Source organism: Burkholderia latens, from assembly GCF_902499045.1.
GTDB lineage: Bacteria > Pseudomonadota > Gammaproteobacteria > Burkholderiales > Burkholderiaceae > Burkholderia > Burkholderia latens.
This window is the reverse complement of sequence record NZ_CABVPL010000030.1, coordinates 13,249-35,297: the sequence shown is the minus strand read 5'-3', so window position 1 is coordinate 35,297 and position 22,049 is coordinate 13,249. Positions and strand designations below refer to the sequence as shown.

Genomic DNA, 22,049 nt, shown 5'->3' with positions numbered 1-22,049 from the left:
CGAGGTGCATGAATGCATGCCGCTGACCGTCACCGTATACTTGGAATTCGACATTATGTGACCGAAGCCGTGACCAAGCCTGCCTCCGCGGACACCGATACGCCGCTGGACGATCCGCGTCCGACCCCGCCCGAACAACCCGAACTGGAAGACTGCTGCAACAGCGGTTGCTCGCCGTGCGTGTTCGACCTGTACGACGAAGCGCTGGCGCGCTATCGCGTCGAGCTGGCCGAGTGGGAAGCGCGGCACGCGCAACGCACGCGGCATCGCTGAGGTAATCCCTCCGCCGGCGAGCGGCCGCTCAATGTGCCGTTCCTGTTACGCCGCCGGGTTACGCCACCGCCCATGCGCTTCCAACCCGGCAGCATCACACGCCGGCCCGCATCCGCCGGTGCAGCGGTCCCAGCGCGGCCGACAACGCGACGCACACGAGCAGCACGGCCGTCAGCGCCGCCATCGTCGTCCGGAACCCGTGCACGTAGTCGAGCGCATCCGGCTGTGCCCCGAGCCGCGCAAAGAACAAACCGCCGAGCGTCGCCGCGCCGACTGCCGCGCCGATCTGCAACAGCGCAGTGACCATGCCGGACGCGACGCCGGCGCGCGCCGCATCGACTTCCGCGAGCACGATCCGCACGACCGACGGCAGCACGAGGCCTTGTCCGATACCGATCGCCGCGATGCCCGCGTAGAAGCCCGGGCCGGGCGCGTGTTCGCCGGCCAGCGCGCCGGCGGTCGCGACGCCGGCCGCGAGCATCGCGAAGCCGAGCGTGAGCACGCGATAGCCGCCAAAGCGGCCGACGAGGCGCGGCATCAGCAGCGGGCTCGCGAGGAAGCCGACGCCGAGCGGCAGAATCGCGAGCCCCGACGCGAGCGGCGACCAGTCCAGGCAGCCCTGCAGATAGATCCCGTAGGTCAGGAAGAACGCACTCAGCATGTAGAACAGGAATGCGAGCGCGAGTCCGAGCGCGACGACCGGGTTGCGCAGCAGCCGCACGTCGAGCAGCGGATCGCGGCCGCCCGCGAGCCGGCGCGCTTCGACAGCCAGCAGCACGCCGAGCACGGGCAGCGCGCCGACGACGCACGCGACCATCCACAGCGGCCAGCCGGCCTCGCGTCCATGCGTGAGCGGGTAGACGAGCATCAGCAGGAACAGCGACAGCAGCACGGTTCCGGGCACGTCGATGCGCTGGCCGCGCGGCGGCCGGCTTTCCGGGATGAAGCGCCAGCTGCCGAGCAGCGCGAGCAGGCCGATCGGCACGTTGACCAGGAAGATCGCGCGCCAGCCGAGCCCGAACGGATGCAGGCTGATCAGCGCGCCGCCGCCGAGCTGGCCGATCACGGCCGCGAGCCCGAACACGAAGCCGTAGAAACCCATCACGCGCACCTGTTCCTGCGGGCTGAATACGCTGCGGATCGTCGCGAGCACCTGCGGCGCGAGGATCGCGGCGAACAGGCCCTGCAGCACGCGGCCGCCGACCAGCACCGCGCCGCTGCCGGCGAGCCCGCACAGCGCGGACGCGACGACGAAGCCGGCCATCCCGACCATGAACATCCGCTTGCGGCCGTACAGATCGCCGAGGCGGCCGCCGGTGATCTGCACCACCGCGTTCGCGCATGCATAGGCCGACACGACGAGCTGCAGCTCGGCCGGCCGCGCGCCGATGCCGTCGCGGATGGCCGGCAGCGCGAGATTCACGATGAAGTAGTCGAGCGGCGGCAGAATGGCGCCGACCAGCAGGACCACGAGCGCCCAGCCGTGATGGCTGCGCGGCGGTGCCGCGGCCGCCGCGCCGGCCGGCGCGCAACGGGCGAGAGTGTTGTCGGTCATGAGCGAAGATCCGAAAGAATGAGGTCGCAACATAGGCAACGCATGCCGACCCCGGTCGCGACGGCGTCCGGGCGGCGGTTGAACCGATATTGTGCGGATCGTTGACGATTCGGAAAAGCTGGAATTAGTGGTATAATCTATCGGGTTATTCGATGGATAGAGGGCGCGATGCGCGGTTTCGATCTGGATCAATTACGCACGTTCGCGGCGGTGGCCGATGCGGGCAGCCTGACGGCGGCCGCGCCGCTGCTGCATCTGTCACAGTCGACGGTCAGCGAGCAGGTGCGCAAGCTCGAATCGCGCGCCGGCGTGCCGCTGTTCGTGCGCAGCAAGCGCGGCGTCGAGCCGACGCCGGCCGGCGCGCGTCTGCTGCAGCACGCGCGGCGCATCGTGGCGCTGAACGAGGCCGCGTTCGACGAATTGCGCGGGCAGGCGATCAAGGGCGAGTTGCGCGTCGCGATCACCGACTACTACCGGACGCACGAAGTCGCGGGCCTGCTCGCGCGGCTGCGGGAGTGCTACCCGCAACTGAGCCTGCACGTGAGCGCGATGAAGAGCGCGGACATCGAAGCCGCGCATGCGCGCGGGCAGATCGATCTCGGCGTCGTGATGAATCTGTCGAGAGGCCCGTTCCGGCCCGCGTCGGCGGATACGCGCTGGGTGCTGCGGCGCGAGCCGCTGTCGTGGGTCGCGTCGCCGGCGCTCGCCGAGCAGCTGCCCGAGCCGTTGCCGCTCGTGCTGCTGCCGGACGACTGCATGATGCATCAGATCGCGGTGCGCTCGCTCGACGAACAGCATGCGCCGTACGTGCTGGTGCACAGCGCGTCGGGCGTCGCGGGGTTGCAATCGATGCTGGCGGCGGGGCTCGGCGTCGGCTGCCTGTGCGCGTCGGCGATCGGCGACGGCCTCGTGCGGCTCGGCGCGAAATACCGGCTGCCGGCGCTGCCCGACGCGGTGTTCTCGCTGACGCCGCCGATGCCGGGCGAGCGCGACACGGTCACGCAGGCGCGCGAGGTGCTGTCGCGGCAGTTGCTGATGTGAAGCCGTGCCGCGCGGTCGGCACGGGTCCGCGGAACCGGCGGGGGACGATACGCATGAACGACGAACTGAAAACCCAAATGGATGAGCGGCTGCAGCACGCGCTCGAGCGGGTGGTCGACGAGCGCTCGCTGATTCACTTCCTTCGCGTGCTGGGTCACGACTGGCACACGGAGCGCCGGCTCGAGGCCGACGCACCGCTGTCGCCGCATGCGATTGCCGCGCTCGGCTGGGAAAATCGCACGATCGGCGCGTTTCTGGACGCAATGGTCGAGTGGGCCGAAGCGTCGGAGGAGGGGCTGCATGGCTACGACCTGCCTGACAACCCGTGGCGCCGCATCGCCGACATCCTGTTCGCCGGCAAGATCTATGAGTAGTGCGAGTCGTGCGCCGCGAAGATCGACGTACGCGGCGGATCGAACGGCCTACTCGGCCGTCCCGTCGGCGTAGGCGCGCAGACCGTTTGCCAGCGCATCGAACACGGCCCGGCAGCGCGGGTTCGTGCGCAGATCCTCGTGCATGACGACCCACGTTTCCAGTATCGTCGCCGGTCCGTCCGGCAGCACGCGCACGAGCCGCGCATCGCGTTGCGCGAGCCGGTTCTGGCAGAAGCCGATTCCGTAGCCGGCGCGAATCATCGCGAGATGCGCGAGATTGCTGTCGGTGCGCAGCGCGAACGCATCGCGCGTCCAGAACGGCATCGCGCGCCCCGCTGAACGAATGAACGGCGTCACCGTGTCGAAACCGATCAGCGCGTGATGCGCGAGTTCGTCGATGGTTGCCGGCGTGCCGTTGCGCGCGAGATAGTCGTCGCGCGCATGCAGCCCGACGCCGATCCCGCCGACGCGCCGCGCGACGAGCGCCTCCTGCGCGGGCGGCGCCATCCGCACCGCGATGTCGGCTTCGCGATTGAGTACGTCCTGGATGCGGTCGGTCGGTACGAGCTCGATCACGAGCCCCGGATGGTCGCGCCGCAGTTGCGTGAGCATCGGCGGCAGCACCTCGACCGCGATCACGTCGCTCGCCGAAATCCGCACGGTGCCGCGCACGCCCGCGCCGTGGCTCGCGGCCGCCCGCTCGAACGCGGCGGCCGCGCTGCGCAGCGCCTCCGCATGGCCGCGCAGCGCAACGGCCGCCTCGGTCGGCAGCAACCCCGACGGCGAGCGCGTGAATAGCGTCTGCCCGAACGCGGCCTCGAGCGCCGCGATGTGGCGGCCGGCCGTCGGCTGCGTGATGCCGAGCGCGCGCGCGGCGCCCGACAGCGAGCCTTCCGTCAGCACGGCCAGAAAGGTCCGGTAGCGTTCCCAGTTCAGATCGGTGGTCATACATAAATGTATAGCCGATCAAGTGTGTTCGGCAATTTATTGTCAGGTCGCCGACGGCCACAATGCGTGCTGACAATGGTTTATTCACGGAGAACGGCAATGGCGGCAAACGCGGGCGGGACGCAACGACAGGCACTCGTGCTCGGCGCGAGCGGGGGCATCGGCGGCGAGGTCGCGCGTCAGTTGCGCGATGCCGGCTGGCAGGTGCGCGCACTCAAGCGCGGGCTCGACACGCACGCGGTCGAGCGCGACGGCATCGAATGGATACGCGGCGACGCGCTCGATCGCGAAGCGGTGGTGCGCGCGGCGTGCGGCTGCAGTGTGATCGTGCATGCGGTGAACCCGCCCGGCTACCGGAACTGGTCGACGCAGGTGCTGCCGATGCTCGACAACACGATCGCGGCGGCGACGGTGTCGCAGGCCAGCGTCGTGCTGCCCGGGACAATCTACAACTTCGGACCCGACGCGTTTCCGGTGTTGCACGAAGACGCGCCGCAGCATCCGGTGACGCGCAAGGGCGCGATCCGCGTCGAGATGGAGCGGCGATTGCAGGCGGCGACGGCACACGGCGTGCGGACGATCATCGTGCGGGCCGGCGATTTCTTCGGCGCGCACGCGGGCAACAACTGGTTCGGGCAGGGGCTCGTGAAGGCCGGGCGGCCGGTTACGGCCATCAACGTGCCGGGCCGGCCCGGCATCGGCCACCAATGGGCGTACCTGCCGGACGTTGCGCGCACGATGGTCGAGCTGGTCGAGCGGCGTGCGACGCTGGAGCCGTTTGCGCGTTTCCATCTGCGCGGCCACTGGGACGCGGACGGCATGCAAATGGCGCAAGCCGTGCGCCGCATCGCGCAGCGCCACGGACTGCGGCCCGCGCTGCGGCGGTTCCCGTGGTGGCTCGTGTGGGCTGCCGCGCCGTTCGTCGCGACGATGCGCGAGATCCTCGAAATGCGCTATCTGTGGCGCGAGCCGCTCCGGATGGACAACGCGCGATTGACGGCGGTGCTGGGCCGCGAGCCGCTGACGCCGCTCGATACGGCGGTGGAGCGGACGCTGGTCGGGCTCGGTTGCTTGCCGTGACGGCAAACGGCGCGGCGAGCGGTGCCGCGAACGGCGAAAATGCGCCGCGCGTGCGGATGCGGTTCATCGCGTCGATTGCCCGCGCGCCTGCCGCCGTTCGTCACGCCACGACGGGCAGCACGCCGACCGCATACCGATGCCGCAGGCTGCGGCCGAGCACCGGATCGTGCAATTCCATTTCGAACGCGTCGCCGTCGTCCATCGCCGCGATCGCACCGTGCACGGCAACGGTGCCGCCGAACATCGCGCAGCGTGCGGGCATCGTGCGCCGATCATCGAAGCGCTGCCACAGCGCATCCGGAGCCAGCAGCCCGCTGACCGCGCCGTGCTGATAGGCGACGCGTTCGCCGCCGCGCTTGATCAGCCACGAACGCATCTCCAGTGCGTCCCAGTGACCGGCGACGTCCGCATGGCGCCACGCATCGCGGCCGAGCGGCTTCGCGCACACCTGTTTCGACACCGCGACGCCGTAGGCCTCGACTTCCCGATCCGTATGATCGGAGCCGATCGTGACCAGCGTGCCGAGCGCGCTATCGATCAGCACGCATTCGATCTCGCCGCCCGAGCGCGCGCCGAGCGCGTCGATCGATGGCGCCTGCGTGAGCAGCGCAGCCGACACGCGATAGAAGCACGGCGTGGTCGATGGCGGCGCGACGCCGAGTGCCGCGAGTTCGTCGATATGTGCGCGGATCGCCACCGGGTCGCGGCCCGCCCAGCCGGCGATCACGACGCGTTCGACCTCGACGTCGACATGGGCCGGCGCGCCTTGCAGTGACATCACGTTGAACGACAGGGCTTGCATGCAGGTATCCGTTTGAAGTGCAAATGAAAATGACCGAGGACCGGTCGGCGCGGAAGCGCTCAATCGGCGAGCGGCCGATGCGCGGTCTCGCGGGCCGCCAGCAGCGCGACCGACGTTACGACGAGCGCGGCGCTCACGTACAGCGACACGGCCGTCGTCGTTCCGGTCTGGCGGAACAGCGTCGCGATCACGAGCGGCGCGAAGCCGCCGCCGACGATGCCGGCAAGCGTGTACGCCAGCGACGAGCCCGCGTAACGCACGCGCGTCGGGAATTGCTCGGTGACGAACGCGCCTTGCGGGCCGTACATCACCGCATGGATCACCAGGCCGATCGCCACCGCGGCGACGATCGCCGCCGGCCGCGCCGAATCGAGCAGCGCGAAGAACACGAACGCCCACACGATGCCGGCGATCGCGCCGGCGACGTAGACGGGGCGTCGCCCGAAGCGGTCCGACAGCGCACCGAAGAACGGCACTGCGAGCGCGTTGCACGCCGTGCCGATCATCACGGCAGTCAGCGCGACGGGGCGCGACAGGTGCAGCACGGTCGTCACGTAGGTCAGCGTGAACACCACGATCAGCGCATACAGCACGTCGGAGCCGATTCGCGCGCCGCCGGCGATCAGCAGGCGCCGCCAATGGCACTTCAGCACTTCGGCGACGGGCACGTCGGCGGTCGCATGCGATTCGGCGAGCTGCTCGAACTGCGGCGTTTCGTCGACGCCGCGCCTCACCCAGAAACCGAACACGACGAGCAGCGCGCTCGCTGCGAACGGCACGCGCCAGCCCCACGACAGGAAGTCGCCGGACGTGGTGGACAGCGTCACGAGCGCGATGCAGCCGGTGCCGAGCAGCGTGCCGAACGACGGGCCGATCTGCGTCCACGATGCGGACAATCCGCGCCGCTTCTGGTCGCCGTGTTCGACCGACAGCAACACCGCGCCGGCCCATTCGCCGCCGAGCGCGACGCCCTGCACGAAGCGCAGCGCGACGAGCAGGATCGGGCTCAGGATGCCGGCCTGCGCATAGGTCGGCAGCGCGCCCATCAGCGCGGTCGTCACGCCCATCAGCACGAGCGTGAGCATCAGCACCGCGCGGCGGCCGATGCGGTCGCCGAGATTGCCGAACACGAAACCGCCGAGCGGACGCGACACGTAGCCGACCGCGTACGTCGAGAACGCGAGGATCGTGCCGGCCAGCGGATCGACCGACGGGAAGAACAGATGGTTGAAGACCAGCGCGGCGAGCGTGTTGTAGATCGTGAAGTCGTACCACTCGAGCGACGTGCCGATCATGCTCGCTGTCGCGAGTCGGCTGTTGCGGACGCGGCGGGGCGCGTGGGCGGCGGGCTGGGCGAGAGTACTCATGGTGTCGGGCATGTCGTGAAGGATGACGGGATGGCGAGCGGCGCCTGATGCGGAGGCGTCGCGCGGCGGCCGAGGTCGGCGCGCGGGCCGGTTCAGGTTCCGGTTCAGGCGGGTAGTTCGGCCGAGGCCGCCGGCTTTGCTTCGGCATCGCGACGGGCCGCGGACAGCGGCGCGGCCGCGCGCCACAGCAGGTCGAACGTGCGCACGTCGTCGTGACCGGCGATCGCGGCCGCGATGCGGCGCGTGGCCGCGGCATCGCTGCCTTCGATCAGCACGAGCGCGTCGGCGGCGGGGCGTGCGGCCGCATCGGCGCCGATCGGCGCCGACAGTTCAGGCGCGGTACGGAACAGCCGCGCCGCATGGATGCCCGGTTCGCGCAGCGCCACGTCGAAGCGCTCGCGCAGATGCGGCACGTCGATGCGCTCCGGCGGCAGCACGAACAGCGCGAGATGGATGCCTTCGCCGTCGCCGGCGTCGATCGTCAGGTCGCCGACGCGCCGCTGCGTGCCCGTCATCCGTTCGAAGTTCGCGAGCGACCACGCGGTCTGCTGCGTGAACGCGCGCCGGTACGCGTCGCTGCGGAACACGTCGAGCGTATCGGTCACGTACAGCGCGAGATATTTGCGCGGGCCGCCGTCGGTCGCGCGAAACCGTCGCGCATGCGTGAAGCCGGGAATCGCGACACGCTCCTGCATGTGCTCGCGGTCGTACCACGCGTTGAAATCGGCTTCGTGCGCGGGATCGATGTCCGTCCAGACGCAGAGCTGGCCGTGCGGAAGGGAAGGGCGGGTCATTGCGGGTTCCTTGCGACGCGATTGTCAGGAACTGCAGTGTCCCGAAGACGGGCCGCGCCCGTCCAACAAGAAAACAAATTCGCGGTGAACAGGTTTTCTTATGAGCGGCGCGGACGGCGCTTCGCAGCGGCAGCGGGCGGTGCGGATGTCGCGGAGCGCTTTGCCGCAGCGGTCGTGGTGCTGGTTCCGGTCTTGGCCTTGGCCTTGGTCCCAGGGCGCCCGTGCGCGCCGTCGATGGCGGCGGCATCGGCCGCTGCTGGCGCCGCGGGCGTCGCGTGACTAGCCGCCGACATCGCGCGCGCGACTTCGCTCGCCAGTTCCGCGATGCGCGCGGCGACCGGCAGCCCCTGCGTGCGATACGACGCGACGAGCGGCAGCGCCGGGAATTCGGGTTCGACGTCGAGCAGTTCGAGCGCGCCTTCGTGCAACTCGCGGCCGATGATCGCGGGCGGCAGCGCGGCGACGCCGAAGCCGTCGGCCACGAGCCGGATCATCGCGGCGACCGACGTGATGCAGTTGATGCTGGCCGGCCGCTCGACGGCCGCGAACAGCCGCTCGATCGTCGCATGCGGCCCCGAATGGCGCGAGAAGCTGATGATCGGGTATGCGGCGAGCCGCGCGACGTCGAGCCGTTCGCCGCCGAGCCCCAGCCGAGGGCTCGCGACCCAGCGCACCGGGAATTCGCACAGCGGCAGGTTCGTGAAGTCCGGGCCCGGCACCGGATCGGTCTGCAGGATCAGATCGACGCCGTCGGTGCTCATCAGGCGGACGAGATGCAGCGTGGTGTCGCTCGTGATCTCGACGTCGAGGCGCGGATAGCGCTCGCGCAGTTGCGCCATCAGCGCCGGAAACCAGCTATGTACGATCGACTCGATCACGCCGATCCGGATCAGGCCGGCGTCGCTCGCGGCGTCGATGTCGCGCCGCATCTCGCTGTCGAGCCGCACGATCCGCTCCGCGTACGCGAGCATCCGGCGGCCTGCGGGCGTGAGCGTGGCCGAGCGCGTGTTGCGGTCGAACAGCCGCACGTCGAACGCCTCTTCCAGCGACGCGATGCGGCTCGACACGGCCGCCTGCGTCGTATGCAGTTTCTCGGCGGTGAGCCGGAAGTTTTCCAGCTTCGCGAGCCAGACGAAGGTTTCAAGAAACCGGATGTTCATCGAAGTCCGAACGGTGAGGCGGTGCCGCGCGATGGCGGGGATCGGTCGATGTTAGCGGATTTGCGGGGCGGAAAAATAGCGCAGCGCGCGCACGTCCGGCGCTGGCGAGCGGCCAGCGGGACGACACGCACCGAACGTCGCGCGATCGCGCGCAACGACGCGCCGTACGGATACGTCGTCCCGCCGGCATGATGGTCATAGTTTGTCGAACGCGAGCGTCGGCACGTCGACGACCGTCGCGCCGCCGTCGGCGACGAGCGTCGCGCCGGTGACGAACGACGCATCCGGCGATGCGAGGAACGCGCACACGGCCGCGATCTCGTCGGGATCGGCCGCGCGCCGCAGCGGCACGTCGGCGCTGACGCGCGCGTACGCGGCGTCGAGCGTGTCGCCGTACGCGGACATCAGCGGCGCCATTTCCGCATCGGCCATCGGCGTGCGGACCCAGCCCGGGCATACCGCGTTCGCGCGTACGCCGTGCGGGCCGTAGTCGCGGGCGAGCGACCGTGCGAGCCCGAGCAGCGCGTGCTTGCCGACCGTATAGCCGCACACGCCGGGACCGGCCGCGAACGCGGCGATCGACGCGACGAGCACGATGCTGCCGCGCTGCGCGATCAGGTCCGGCAGGCACGCGCGAGCGCTGACGAACGCGGTGTCGAGATTCGCATGCATTGCATCGCGCCATTGCGCGTCGCCGGTTTCGGCCGCGCGGCCGAGGCCGTGGCCGCCCGCGCAAGCGATCAGCGAATCGATGGGGCCGAATCGTCCGGCGATCTCAGGCAGGAAGCGGGCCCAGTCGGCCGCGCTCGCGGCGTCGCCGGCGAGCGCGAGGCCGCCAAGCTCCGCGGCGAGCGCGTCGAGCGGCGCCCGCCGCCGGCCGAGCAGCACGACGCGGTCGCCGCGCGCGGCGAAGCGGCGCGCGCACGCGGCCCCGATTCCGGTGCCTGCGCCGGTGATCGCGATCGTGCGGGGTCGAGGATGCGTCATGTCGTTCTCCGGAAGGGGCGGTCCCGGTCACTTTAGGCGCCGCCGGCGTGCGCCGGTATCCGCCGAAAGGATGAATGCGGCGCTCCATTTTGCAAAGGCTGACGATGTTCGAGGCCGAATCGCTCTATCCTCCGTATTTTTGCGATAAGTCGGAAAAGCCCGGCAAAATAGCGCGGGCGAGCCCGCGCATCGTCGCGCGGCGCGCCAGCCGGACGATTCCGCCGCGCTAGCGAAGAGCGGCCGGCGGCCAGATCGGCGCGAGCGTGCGCCCGTCGCGGACGAGCGCGTGTGCCGGCGGCGAACGTCGCGGCGGCGGATCGCCCGGTTGCGCATCGCGCGGCCGGACCATCGACAAGATCAGGGAGGGGCCGGCAATGAGGCTGGACGACGAAAGAGAAAGCGTGAACGTCGAGGATCGCCGCGGCGGCGGCGGGTTCGGCGGCGGGCGCGCGACCATCGGCATCGGCACGATCGTGGTTGCGCTCGCCGCGTCGTATTTCTTCGGGATCGACCCGCGCGTCGTGCTCGAAGGCGCATCGGCGCTGCAAGGCCGGCAGCAGCAGGCACAGCCCGCGCCGACGCAACGCCAGGGCGCGCCGGCGAACGATCCCGGCGCGGTCTTCACGCGCAAGGTGCTCGGCAATATCGAGCGCACGTGGTCGGGCGTCTTCAACACGCAGTTGCACGCGCAGTACGAGCCGCCGAAGCTCGTGATGTTCACGAACTCGACGCCGACCGCTTGCGGCACCGGCCAGACTGCGATGGGCCCGTTCTACTGTCCGGCCGACCGCAAGGTGTACATCGACCTGGGTTTCTACGACGAGTTGCGCAAGCGGTTCGGCGCGGGTGGTGACTTCGCGCAGGCGTACGTGATCGCGCATGAAGTCGGCCATCACGTGCAGAACCTGCTCGGTATTTCCGACAAGGTCGACGCCGCGCGCCGGCGTTCGAGCGAAGCGCGCTCGAACGCGCTGTCGGTGCGGATGGAACTGCAGGCCGACTGCTTCGCCGGCGTGTGGGCGAACAATGCGCAGCGAGCGAATCAGCATCTGATGGAACCCGGCGATTTCGAGCAGGGGCTGAAGGCGGCGGCCGCGATCGGCGACGACCGGCTGCAGCAGCAAGGCCAGGGCTATGTCGTGCCGGAGAGCTTCACGCACGGCTCCAGCGAGCAGCGCGTGTACTGGCTGCGGCGCGGGATGGAGTCGGGCGAGGTGAGCGCCTGCGACACGTTCGCCGCAAACGCGCACTGAAACGTACGCTCAAACGTGCGCCGATACGGATCCTGACCGGGAGGGTGGCGCACACGCTGCTGAGCCGTCGTCGCGATGCGGCCGGCAGCCCGCGACCCGCAATCCGCGACCCGCGACCCGCGACCCGCGACCTGCGACCTGCGACCTGCGATCCACGACCCGCGACCCAAAGACGAATTGCCGATTTGTGCTCACCGGCCCACTCCGGCGCGGGTACGCTGGCCCGAACTTCGACGCGTTCGGCCGCCGGCCGCTTTCGCCATGCCGACCCCATTCGTTTCCGCCGACCACGAATCCGCCGACTGGCAGCGCGCGCTGCGCGCATGCGTCGATGCGTTGGACGCGTTCGCGAGCCCGTCGGCGATCGTGTTCTACCGGCTCGACCAGAGCGGCGAGCCAGCGGATTTCGAGCTGTTCGGGATGCCGGAGTCGATGCATCGCACGTACATCGCGCGCTACCGGATGCTCGATCCGCTGCATCCGTCGCGTTGCGCGGCGGGCGAACGCGCGGTCGTGACGCTCGCTTCCCAGTTGCCTGACGAAAGGCGCGACGCGTCCGCGTACTGGACCCGTTTCCTGCGCCGCCACGACGTGGCCGACGTCGTCGAAATCTGGCTGCGCGACGATGCGGGCCGCACGGTCGGCGCGTTTTCGCTGCTGCGCTTCGGCAACGGGGAAGCGGGCCGCAACGGCACGGCCGGACGCTTCGCGCCGGCCGAGATCGACGCGCTGGCGCGCCTGCAGCCGGTCGCCGAAGCCGCGCTGGCGCCGCTGCTGCGCGCGCGGCGCGGGATTCACCGAATCGATTGCGAAGAGCGGCTGACCTATCGCGAGGAGCAGATCGCGCGCCTCGTGCGCAACGGCCGCTCGAACAAGGAAATCGCCCGCGATCTCGCGCTCGGCCAGCCGACGATCAAGACGCACCTGATGCGCATGTACCGCAAGCTCGGCGTATCGAATCGCACCGAACTGGTCGGCGCGTTGTTCCTGTAATTTTTCCCGCACCCCGCACTCGCGCCGCGTTATTGATCCGACGATAACGTGGCGTTCGTCCGTGGCCGGCCCTGCATCCGTGCCGCCCGCGTGCCGGTCCCCGACGCGCTGCCAATTTGCGCTCACGGCGCGCATCGCCCCGTCGATACAGTGGTCCGGAACCCGCATGCCGAAGCGCACGCGGCCCCGCCACGACAACTATCGAGACGCCCATGAGCACCACGAACTACGTCGCCGTCAGCGACACCGTGCGCAGCTTCGTCGCACGTGATTTCGGCCTTTTCGTCGATGGAGAAATGCAGCGCGCGCACTCGGCTGCTCGACTCGACGTGTACGACCCGGCGACGGGCGAACGCCTTGCGACGGTTCCGGATGCCGACGCGGAAGACGTCGAGCGCGCAGTCGCGAGCGCGAAGCATGCATTCGACGCGCGCGTATGGAGCGGGCTGCGCCCGGCCGACCGCGAGCGCATCCTGCTGAAGCTCGCCGACCTGATCGAAGCCGACGCCGAAACGCTCGCGCAGCTCGAAACGCTGAACCAGGGCAAGTCGATTCACGTGTCGCGCGCGATCGAAGTCGGCGCGAGCGTCGAATACGTGCGCTACATGGCCGGCTGGGCGACCAAGATCACCGGCCAGACGCTCGATGTGTCGATTCCGTTTCCGCCTGGCGCGCGCTATACGGCCTATACGCGCAAGGAACCGGTGGGCGTGGTCGCGGCGATCGTGCCGTGGAATTTCCCGCTGATGATCGCGGTGTGGAAGCTGATTCCGGCGCTCGCGGCCGGCTGCACGATCGTGCTGAAGCCGTCGCCGGAAACGCCGCTGACCGCACTGCGCCTCGCCGAACTCGCACGCGAAGCCGGCGTGCCGCCCGGCGTGTTCAACGTCGTCACCGGCGGCCGCATCTGCGGCGCTGCATTGTCGAGCCATCCGTCGATCGCGAAGATCTCGTTTACCGGCTCGACCGCGACCGGCAAGCTGGTCGGCGCGGCCGCCGTGCAGAACATGACGCGCTTCTCGCTCGAACTCGGCGGCAAGAACCCGATCGTGATGCTCGACGACGTCGACGTCGCGCAGGCGCTCGACGGCGTCGCCGCCGGCGCGTTCTTCAACCAGGGCCAGGTGTGCGCGGCCGCGTCGCGCATCTACGTGCACCGCAGCCGGTTCGCGCAGCTCGCGGACGGCCTCGCGGGCGTCGCGCAGTCGATGAAGCTCGGCGCGGGCCTCGACACGACCGCGCAGATCAACCCGCTGGTGTCCGCGCACCATCGCGACAAGGTGGTCGAGCACATCGAGCGCGCGCGCCGCGCGGGCCTCACGTTCCTCGCGGGCGGCACGCCGGCCGACGATCTGCCCGGCTACTACGTGCGGCCGGCCGTGATCGCCGATCCGCATCCGGACAGCGCGATCGTGCGCGACGAAGTGTTCGGCCCGGTGATCGTCGTCGTGCCGTTCGACGATGCGGCCGACGCGGTGCGTCTCGCGAACGCGTCGCCGTACGGCCTCGCCGCCAGCATCTGGAGTAACGACCTGAAGCGCGTGATGAACCTCGTGCCGCAGATCGAGGCCGGCACCGTGTGGGTGAACTGCCACATTCCGCTCGACCCGTCGATGCCGTTCGGCGGCTACAAGCAATCGGGCATCGGCCGCGAGTTCGGCCAGTACGCGATCGAAGGCTTCACCGAAACCAAATCCGTGTGTATCGCGCACTGATGCGCGGGCGGATCCAGTCCCCGCAAAAACCGCAAAAACCGATCCGAAAGTGGAGATTGCAATGAGCTACAACGAAGCGAAGTTCTGGCACCCGATGCTGCACCCGAACGAAATGAAACAGCGCAAGCCGATCCGCATCGTGCGCGGCGACGGCTGCTACGTATTCGACGAAACCGGCAAGCGGCTCGTCGACGGCGTCGCCGGCCTGTGGAACGTCAACGTCGGGCACAACCGGCACGAAGTGAAGGACGCGATCGTGCGCCAGCTCGACGAGCTCGAATACTTCCAATTGTTCGACGGCATCTCGCACCCGCGCGCCGAAGAGCTGTCGAAGAAGCTGATCGACATGATGGAGCCCGAAGGGATGCGCCGCGTGCTGTACAGCTCCGGCGGTTCCGACTCGATCGAGACCGCGCTGAAGATCGCGCGCCAGTACTGGAAGGTGCGCGGCCAGGCCGACCGCACGAAATTCATTTCGCTGAAGCAGGGCTATCACGGCACGCACTTCGGCGGCGCGTCGGTGAACGGCAACACGGTGTTCCGCCGCAACTACGAGCCGAACCTGCCCGGCTGCTTCCACGTGGAGACGCCGTGGCTCTATCGCAATCCGTTCACGCAGGATCCGGAGGAACTCGGCCGCATCTGCGCGGAAATGCTGGAGCGCGAGATCCAGTTCCAGAGCCCCGACACGGTCGCCGCGTTCATCGCCGAGCCGGTGCAGGGCGCGGGCGGCGTGATCGTGCCGCCGGCCAACTACTGGCCGCTCGTGCGCGAGGTGTGCGATCGCTACGGCGTGCTGCTGATCGCCGACGAAGTCGTGACGGGCTTCGGCCGCAGCGGCAGCCTGTTCGGCAGCCGCGGCTGGGGCGTGCGCCCGGACATCATGTGTCTCGCGAAGGGGATTTCGTCCGGCTACGTGCCGCTCGGCGCGACGGCCGTGAACGCGCGGATCGAGGATGCCTTCGTCGCGAACGCCGATTTCGGCGGCGCGATCATGCACGGCTACACGTATGCCGGGCACCCGGTCGCGTGCGCGGCCGCGATCGCGAGCCTCGATATCGTCGTGAAGGAAGACCTGCCGGCGAACGCGGCGAAGCAGGGGGCGTATCTGCTCGAAGCGCTGCAGTCGTTCCCGGAACGCTTCGCGGCGGTCGGGGAGGTACGCGGCAAGGGGCTGATGCTCGCGCTCGACCTCGTCGCGAACAAGCGGACGCGCGAGCCGATCGATCCGCTGTCCGGTTATGCGAACGCGGTCGCCGAAGTCGCGCGCGAACATGGCGTGCTGGTGCGCCCGGTCGGCACGAAGATCATCCTGTCGCCGCCGCTCGTGATCGAGCGCGACCAGCTCGACCGCATCGTCGACGCGCTCGCCGCGGGCTTCGAGGCCGTGCCGTTCGCGTGACGGCATGACGGCGTGACGCCGCGAACGCATGACGACGAACCGGCGGTGGGGCGGGATAACCCGCTGCCCATCGCCGGTTTGCCGATTTGCGCTATGACCGCGTTATTTTGCCTGCGTATTTTTTCGACATCGGAGCAGGATTGGACCGACAGGGGCCGGGTGGCGTAGCGCGGGAGCGCCGGCCCTGGCCGACCGTGAAGCATGGCGCCGGGGCCGGTACCGCAGTGGCCGCTTCGGCTGATACAGGAAGGAGACGACGATGTCGGGTTGGTCTGGAGTGACCGGCGCCGCGGGCGATACGCCCGCCGGCGGGCCGGCTGAAGCGGGCGGCGGCACGGTGCTGAAGGCGGGCGCGGTCGGTTTTCCGACGGCGCTGGCGAGCGCGGTGGGCCTGATCATGGCGAGTCCGGTGATTCTCACCGCGACGTCCGGCTTCGGAATGGGCGGCTGGGCGTTCGCGGTCGCGATGATCATCGCGTTCGTGATGATGCAGGCGCAGGCGACGACGTTCTCCGAAGCCGCCGCGATGCTGCCGACGGCCGGCTCGGTTTACGATTACCTGTCGTGCGGGCTCGGCCGCTTCTGGGCGATCACCGGCACGATTTCCGCGTATTTCCTCGTGCACGTGTTCGCCGGCACCGCGGAGACGATCCTGAGCGGGATCATGGCGCTCGTGAACTTCGAGTCGCTGAACGCCGCGTTCGAGAAGCACAACAGCGCGTGGCTCGTCGGCGTCGGCCTCGTGGTCACGTTCGCGATCACCAACATCATCGGCATCAAGGTGTTCAGCAAGCTCGAGATCGTGCTGACGGCCGGCATGTGGCTGTCGCTGATGATTTTCGGGATCCTCGGCCTCGCGGCCGCGCCCGCCGTGCATCTCGACGGCTGGTTCGGCGGCTCGGAAGTCGGCACCACGGTGCCGGCCGTGCTGTCGCTGGTCGGGATGGCGATGTTCATGTTCGTCGGCTGCGAATTCGTCACGCCGCTCGCGCCGGAAATGAAGGCGCCGGGCCGCACGATTCCGCGCGCGATGGCGCTCGGCCTCGTCGGCGTCGCGGTCTGCATGTTCCTGTACGGCGCCGCGATTCGCCGGCAGGTCGCGAACGTGCCGGTCAGCGCGGACGGCCTCACGCACCTGCTCGACACGCCGGGCGCGATTCCCGCGTTCGCGCTGCAGGTGCTCGGGCCGTTCGGCCGGATCTGGTTCGGCATCGCGTTCCTGTGCGCGGGCGCGGCGACGATCAACACGCTGATGGCCGGGCTGCCGCGCATCCTGTACGGGATGGCGATCGACGGCGCGCTGCCGCGCTGCTTCGCGTATCTGCATCCGCGCTTCAAGACGCCGGTGGTCGGCATCGTCGCGTCGGCGATCGTGCCGATCTTCCACGCGTGGCTGATCAACGGCAACCTCGACAGCATCCTGCACCTCGTGCTCGCCGCGACCTGCGCGTGGGGCACCGCGTACCTGCTCGTCACCGCGTCCGTCGTAATGCTGCGCATCCGGCGGCCCGACCTGCCGCGTCCGTACCGTTCGCCGTGGTTCCCGCTGCCGCAGATCGTGTCGAGCGTCGGCATCGTGCTCGCGATCTGGTACATCACGCCGCCCGGCATGAACGCGCGCGACATCTACGTGCCGTTCGGCGCGATGCTCGGGCTCACCGCGCTGTATGCGCTGTTCTGGACGGTCGTCGTGCAGCGCCGGCATCCGTTCAAGCCGGTGCCGGTCGAGGACGTGCTGCGCAACGAGCACGTCGCATCGTGAAGGCCGTGCTCGCGCGGTGGCGCGCGGCGCCCGATGCGCCGCCGCCCGGCTACCGGCCCGGCGCGATCGCCGCGCGCGTGCTTGCCGACCTCGGCGCGCTCCGCGATCCGGACGGGGGCACCGGCGCAGCCGCAGCCGCAGCCGCGCTGCCGAACGGCACGTGCGTGCGCATTGCCGAACGCGTCGATCGCCAATTCCTGATGCATACGGTCAGCGTGCAGGTATCGGTCGCGGCGCCGGGTCCGGCCGGACAAGGACACGCACGTATCGTGCACACCGGCTTGCTGCGGCGCACCGGCATCGCGGCCGAGCCGTTGGCCGGCTGCGACGCCGCGTTCGTGCGCGCCGTGTCGGCGATCGTCGTGCAGCCGGCGCTTGCCGATGCACTGCGCCCGCTGCACGTGACAGACTGCACGATCGCCGCGCGCGACGGGCGCTGGATGCTCGCCGTCGTGCCGTTCGGCGGCAGCGAGATCGTGAACCGGATGCCGTCGTTTCGCCGCTACGTGCGGCTGACCGGCGAGCAGGCCGCCGCGCTGTCGGCGGCCTGTGCGGCCTTCGAAACCGCACTACGCGGAATTTTGCGGGGGTAAGCTGTGCCGTTGCGCACGCCGCGCGGTACGCAACGTGGATTCAGGGTTTTACCGGAGATGCCGATGCTGTTCCAGTCACGCTCACACGAAGACGTGCACGACCACGGGCTCGCGATCGCGGGTTGGCATCAGGTCTACCGCCAGATGACGCCGGGCCGGTTCCGCGGCACCGTCACGCAGGTGCTGTACGACGATTTCCATTTCTTCCGCGAGACGACCAATCGGCGCGTCGCGCAAACCGGCCTCGCGCCGAGCGGGCGCACGTCGCTCGCGGTGCCGCTGTCGGTGCCGCTCGCCGGCACGTTCCAGGGCCAGCCGGTCGACGGCTATGCGCTGCTCGCGCTGCGCGCGGGCGAGGATTTCGAATTCCATACGCCCGAAGGGATGGGGCTCGTCGGGATCAGCGCGGCATCGGACATGGTCGACGAGCTGTGCGAGGCCGAATTCGGCGCGGCCGGCGCACGCAAGCTGCGGCACGTGACGCGTCTGCCGGATGCGCAGGGCGCAGCGCTCGGCGCGCGGCTGTCCTCGCTGATCGACGACGCGCAGCGCAATCCCGGCTGCCTGGAATACGCGGCCACGCGCAGGATGTTCCGCGACGCGATGCTCGGCATGTTCCTCGATGCGCTCGACCAGGGCATCGGCGCCGAGCGCCGCGACATCACGCACGCCACCTACAGCGATATCGTCAGCCGTTGCGAGAAGCATCTGCGCGAGCGGCCCGAGGAGCCCGTCACCGTGCTCGAACTGTGCCGTGCGCTGCGCTGCAGCCGCCGCACGCTGCAGACGAGCTTCCAGCGCGTCGCCGACGTCACACCCGTCGGCTATCTGCGGACCATCCGGCTGAATGCGGTGCGGCGCCTGCTGCGCACGACGTCCGCGCAGCAGCTCGGCGTCGGCGAGGCCGCCGCGAGCTGGGGCTTCACGCATCTCGGCTATTTCGCGCGCGAATATCGCGACCTGTTCGGCGAACTGCCGTCGCAAACCTTGCGTCCCGAATGACGTCGTCGTGCCGCGACGGTGCCGGCCGGCGCCGTCACCGCTCGTTCGCCGCTTCACCGTTTGCTGATTTGGGATAGAGGTCCGGAATTTTCGCTGGATAAAGTCCTGCCACCCATATCGACAACCCGTCGATTCGCAGTGCGAATCGATGACAACACAGGGGCGGGACATGAAGATCGGACGACGACTGGCCGCGGCCGCGGCCACGCTGGGTTGCATGCACGCACACGCGCAAACCGCCGGCAGCGTCACGCTGTACGGCACGGTGGACACCGGGATCCTCTACTCGACGAACCAGCAGTTCACGCGCGCCGACGGCAGCACGGGCGGCGGTCATGCGTGGCAGATGGGCGGCGGCAATCTCGTGCCGTCGCGCTTCGGGTTCCAGGGCGCCGAGCCGCTCGGCGGCGGCCTCGATGCGGTATTTACGCTCGAGCAGCAGTTCCTGTCCGCCAACGGGCAGGCGCTGCAGGGCGGCACCGCGTTCAGCCGGCAGGCCTGGGTCGGGCTGCGTCAGGAAGGGATCGGCACGCTCGGTCTCGGCCGGCAGTACGACTCGTATACGGACATGCTCGGCGCGTACGTGTCGAGCAACAACTGGGCGACGCCGTACGGCTCGCATCTCGGCGACGTCGACAACCTGAACGCCGCATTCAACTTCAACAACGCGGTGAAGTTCACCAGCGCCGACTTCAACGGGCTGACGTTCGGCGGCACGTTCAGCTTCGGCGGCCAGGCCGGCGATTTTTCGGCGAAGCGCGGCTATGCGATCGCCGCGACCTACACGCGTGCGCCGGTCGCGTTCTCGGTCGGCTATCTCGATCTGCATCATCCGCTCGACGCGGCGCTTGGCGGCGCGAACGGCTATATCGGCGACTTCGCGTGCAGCAACCCCGGCGCGATGTACTGCCTGCTGCAGGACGCCGGCGCGATGCGTGCGTTCGGCGCGGGCGGCTCGGTGACGCTCGGCGCGGCGACGGTCGCGCTCACCTACACGCACACGCGCCTCGGCGACAGCCGCTATTTCTCGACCGGCGCGCAGCCTCGCACGCAGGCGTTCACGTTCGACATCGGCGAGCTGAACGTCACGTACATGTTCACGCCCGCGCTGCAAGGCGGTGTCGCGTACATCTTCAACGCCGCGCATACCGACGGCCGCGGCACGACGCGCTTCCATCAGGTGAACGTCGGCACGAACTACAGCCTGTCGAAGCGCACCGCACTGTACGCGGTCGCGATTGGCCAGATCGCGAGCGGCACGGGGCTCGGCACCGACGCGAACGGCAACGCGGCGAACTATGCGCAGATCCCGGTGCTCGCGAACAGCAATTCGAGCCGGCAGCTCGCGGTGATGGCCGGGATTCGTGTGAACTTTTGACGGTGGGCGCCGGGCGCGGCTCGTGCCCGCCAGTCGGTCGTGTGCCGGCGTGCGGCCTTTGCATGCAGGGGCACGGGCCGCTCGCGGGAAAGCGAGGCTTGAAAAAAATTGTCCGTATGCTTGACTGAACGGGCGTGGATTGACGGAAACGCGTGCGTCACTTTGCGCGGCTTCAGGCTTGCCACAATACCTTCACGGTTTGCGTGAACAATGGCGACGCTTCAGGCGACCCGACGTGTCGCCGGCGTTGCACACGTGTGCAACGCATGACCGTTCCGCTCCACACGCCGACCGAGAGAGACCACATGACCCTGCTGAGCCGCCTGCGCGCGCTGTCCGCCGCCGTTGCGCTGTCCGTTGCCGCCTCGCACGCCTTCGCGGCGGATCTCGTCATCGCGGGCCGCGACGACATCTACGGCAAGGGGCTGGCCGACGCCGTCGCCGGCTTCGCCAAGCTGCATCCGGGCACCGACATCGAGCTGTTGAAGCTGCCGAACGCGAACCTGTACCAGAAGCTGAAGCTGTCGATGCGCGAAGGCACCGGCACGTACGACCTCGTGATGATGGACGACACGTGGGCGCCCGAATTCATCGGCAACGGCTGGCTGAAGCCGCTGCCCGCGTCGCTGGCCGATGCCGATCTCGTGCCGTCCGCCGTCGCGCTCGGCCGCAACGCGGCGGGCGGGCTGTACGCGCTGCCGATCGTCGGCAACGTCGAGATGTTCGCGTACCGGAAGGATCTGCTCGCGAAGTACCAGCTGCAACCGCCGCGCAACTGGGACGACGTGCTGAAGATCGCGCAGACCGTCGGCGGCGCGGACAAGAGCGTATCGGGCGTCGTGTTCCGCGGCACCAAGGGCAACCCGGTCGTGACCGGCTTCCTGCCGATCCTGTGGGCGTATGGCGGCGACGTATTCGACCGTGCCGGCAACGTGACGATCGATTCGCGGGAGTCGCAAGCCGCGCTGAAAACCTTCGTCGCGCTGAAGGCGTACGCGCCGAAGGACGTCGACGTGTACGGGGCCGCGGAAGTGCGCGACGCGCTGCAGCGCGGCACCGCCGCGCAGTCGATCGAAGTGTGGCCCGCATGGATTCCGGCGCTCGACGATCCGAAGCAGTCGCGCGTGGTCGGGCAGATCGCGCTGCAGCCGCCGCCCGGACAGACGGCAGGGCCGGCGCCGATGCTCGGCATCTGGCAGATGGGCATTCCGAAGGATGCACCGCACGCGAAGCTCGCGCAGGACTTTCTCGCGTACCTGAGCTCGCGCGACACGCAAACGCGCCTTGCCGGAATCGGCATTCCGCCGACGCGCCGCAGCGTGTTCAACGATCCGGCGCTGGTGCGCCAGTACCGCTGGTATCCCGATCAACTGAAGGCGCTGGAGGCCGGCCGGGCGCGGCCGCGCGTGAAGGACTGGCAGCAGGTCGAGAGCATTCTCGGCGATCAGCTGCAACTCGCATTGACCGGCCAGTCCGCCCCGGACGCCGCGCTTCGCCAGGCGCAGCAGAAGATCTCGCAGGCAATGGCTGCGTCCGCCAAGTGAAGAGCCGCCGTCACGCATCGTCCGGG

21 protein-coding genes are annotated in these 22,049 nt (G+C 69.2%); 14 read left to right on the top strand and 7 right to left on the bottom strand.

Annotated elements, in window-relative coordinates; genetic code table 11:
• The first annotated feature begins 57 nt into the window (after positions 1-57).
• On the top strand, positions 58-273 hold the full coding sequence (locus BSE24067_RS19915) for an oxidoreductase-like domain-containing protein (RefSeq protein WP_249043819.1): 216 nt from the start codon (positions 58-60) through the stop codon (positions 271-273).
• Positions 274-367: 94 nt separating this feature from the next.
• On the opposite strand, the gene BSE24067_RS19910 is transcribed toward BSE24067_RS19915, so the two are convergent.
• Complete coding sequence (locus BSE24067_RS19910; protein WP_151065742.1) at positions 368-1,828, bottom strand: MFS transporter; 1,461 nt, start codon at positions 1,826-1,828, stop codon at positions 368-370.
• A gap of 168 nt (positions 1,829-1,996) precedes the next feature.
• On the opposite strand from BSE24067_RS19910, the gene BSE24067_RS19905 reads away from it, so the two are divergent.
• Positions 1,997-2,869: a LysR family transcriptional regulator gene (locus BSE24067_RS19905; RefSeq protein ID WP_151065741.1), complete on the top strand. Its 873-nt coding sequence runs from the start codon at positions 1,997-1,999 to the stop codon at positions 2,867-2,869.
• A 53-nt stretch (positions 2,870-2,922) separates the two neighbouring features.
• Complete coding sequence (locus tag BSE24067_RS19900; RefSeq protein WP_151065740.1) at positions 2,923-3,243, top strand: DUF7660 family protein; 321 nt, start codon at positions 2,923-2,925, stop codon at positions 3,241-3,243.
• A gap of 48 nt (positions 3,244-3,291) precedes the next feature.
• Here BSE24067_RS19900 and BSE24067_RS19895 read toward each other — a convergent pair whose 3' ends face one another.
• On the bottom strand, positions 3,292-4,191 hold the full coding sequence (locus BSE24067_RS19895; RefSeq protein ID WP_151065739.1) for a LysR family transcriptional regulator: 900 nt from the start codon (positions 4,189-4,191) through the stop codon (positions 3,292-3,294).
• Between the two features lie 99 nt (positions 4,192-4,290).
• Between BSE24067_RS19895 and BSE24067_RS19890 the strand changes: the two genes are divergently transcribed.
• On the top strand, positions 4,291-5,271 hold the full coding sequence (locus tag BSE24067_RS19890; protein ID WP_151065738.1) for an NAD-dependent epimerase/dehydratase family protein: 981 nt from the start codon (positions 4,291-4,293) through the stop codon (positions 5,269-5,271).
• Positions 5,272-5,371: 100 nt separating this feature from the next.
• Here BSE24067_RS19890 and BSE24067_RS19885 read toward each other — a convergent pair whose 3' ends face one another.
• The 5 genes from BSE24067_RS19885 to BSE24067_RS19865 all read right to left on the bottom strand — a co-directional run bounded on the left by BSE24067_RS19885 (position 5,372) and on the right by BSE24067_RS19865 (position 10,381).
• Positions 5,372-6,073, bottom strand: a complete 702-nt coding sequence (locus tag BSE24067_RS19885; protein ID WP_151065737.1) for a DUF2848 domain-containing protein — start codon at positions 6,071-6,073, stop codon at positions 5,372-5,374.
• 59 nt (positions 6,074-6,132) lie between these two features.
• Positions 6,133-7,452: an MFS transporter gene (locus BSE24067_RS19880; RefSeq protein ID WP_151065736.1), complete on the bottom strand. Its 1,320-nt coding sequence runs from the start codon at positions 7,450-7,452 to the stop codon at positions 6,133-6,135.
• A gap of 92 nt (positions 7,453-7,544) precedes the next feature.
• On the bottom strand, positions 7,545-8,234 hold the full coding sequence (locus BSE24067_RS19875) for a DUF4286 family protein (protein ID WP_151065735.1): 690 nt from the start codon (positions 8,232-8,234) through the stop codon (positions 7,545-7,547).
• A 98-nt stretch (positions 8,235-8,332) separates the two neighbouring features.
• The gene (locus BSE24067_RS19870) at positions 8,333-9,394 is read right to left on the bottom strand and encodes a LysR family transcriptional regulator (RefSeq protein ID WP_151065734.1); all 1,062 of its coding nucleotides are present in this window, start codon (positions 9,392-9,394) and stop codon (positions 8,333-8,335) included.
• A gap of 195 nt (positions 9,395-9,589) precedes the next feature.
• On the bottom strand, positions 9,590-10,381 hold the full coding sequence (locus BSE24067_RS19865; protein WP_174904832.1) for an SDR family NAD(P)-dependent oxidoreductase: 792 nt from the start codon (positions 10,379-10,381) through the stop codon (positions 9,590-9,592).
• 74 nt (positions 10,382-10,455) lie between these two features.
• Here BSE24067_RS19865 and BSE24067_RS19860 point away from each other — a divergent pair, with 74 nt between their 5' ends.
• The 10 genes from BSE24067_RS19860 (at position 10,456) to BSE24067_RS19815 (ending at position 22,023) form a co-directional block, all read left to right on the top strand.
• Positions 10,456-10,611, top strand: a complete 156-nt coding sequence (locus BSE24067_RS19860) for a hypothetical protein (protein ID WP_170297536.1) — start codon at positions 10,456-10,458, stop codon at positions 10,609-10,611.
• A 144-nt stretch (positions 10,612-10,755) separates the two neighbouring features.
• Entirely contained in the window at positions 10,756-11,634 is an 879-nt protein-coding gene (gene ypfJ / locus BSE24067_RS19855) for a KPN_02809 family neutral zinc metallopeptidase (protein ID WP_151067136.1), read from the top strand.
• A 261-nt stretch (positions 11,635-11,895) separates the two neighbouring features.
• Positions 11,896-12,627, top strand: a complete 732-nt coding sequence (locus BSE24067_RS19850) for a helix-turn-helix transcriptional regulator (protein WP_151067135.1) — start codon at positions 11,896-11,898, stop codon at positions 12,625-12,627.
• Positions 12,628-12,839: 212 nt separating this feature from the next.
• Positions 12,840-14,342 carry an aldehyde dehydrogenase family protein gene (locus tag BSE24067_RS19845; protein WP_151067134.1) on the top strand — a complete coding sequence of 501 codons (1,503 nt, stop codon included), beginning with the start codon at positions 12,840-12,842 and terminating at the stop codon, positions 14,340-14,342.
• 61 nt (positions 14,343-14,403) lie between these two features.
• Positions 14,404-15,744 carry an aspartate aminotransferase family protein gene (locus tag BSE24067_RS19840; protein ID WP_151067133.1) on the top strand — a complete coding sequence of 447 codons (1,341 nt, stop codon included), beginning with the start codon at positions 14,404-14,406 and terminating at the stop codon, positions 15,742-15,744.
• A 259-nt stretch (positions 15,745-16,003) separates the two neighbouring features.
• Positions 16,004-17,506 (top strand): APC family permease, encoded by a 1,503-nt coding sequence (locus BSE24067_RS19835; protein WP_151067132.1) that lies wholly within the window; start codon positions 16,004-16,006, stop codon positions 17,504-17,506.
• Positions 17,503-18,099 carry a DUF3156 family protein gene (locus tag BSE24067_RS19830; RefSeq protein WP_151067131.1) on the top strand — a complete coding sequence of 199 codons (597 nt, stop codon included), beginning with the start codon at positions 17,503-17,505 and terminating at the stop codon, positions 18,097-18,099. Before BSE24067_RS19835 ends, BSE24067_RS19830 begins: the two co-directional genes overlap by 4 nt.
• A gap of 63 nt (positions 18,100-18,162) precedes the next feature.
• Positions 18,163-19,101 (top strand): helix-turn-helix domain-containing protein, encoded by a 939-nt coding sequence (locus BSE24067_RS19825; protein WP_151067130.1) that lies wholly within the window; start codon positions 18,163-18,165, stop codon positions 19,099-19,101.
• 169 nt (positions 19,102-19,270) lie between these two features.
• Positions 19,271-20,479, top strand: a complete 1,209-nt coding sequence (locus BSE24067_RS19820; protein ID WP_151067129.1) for a porin — start codon at positions 19,271-19,273, stop codon at positions 20,477-20,479.
• Positions 20,480-20,784: 305 nt separating this feature from the next.
• A complete protein-coding gene (locus BSE24067_RS19815; RefSeq protein WP_151067128.1) occupies positions 20,785-22,023 on the top strand; it encodes an ABC transporter substrate-binding protein in 1,239 nt (412 codons plus the stop codon).
• Positions 22,024-22,049 lie beyond the last annotated feature (26 nt).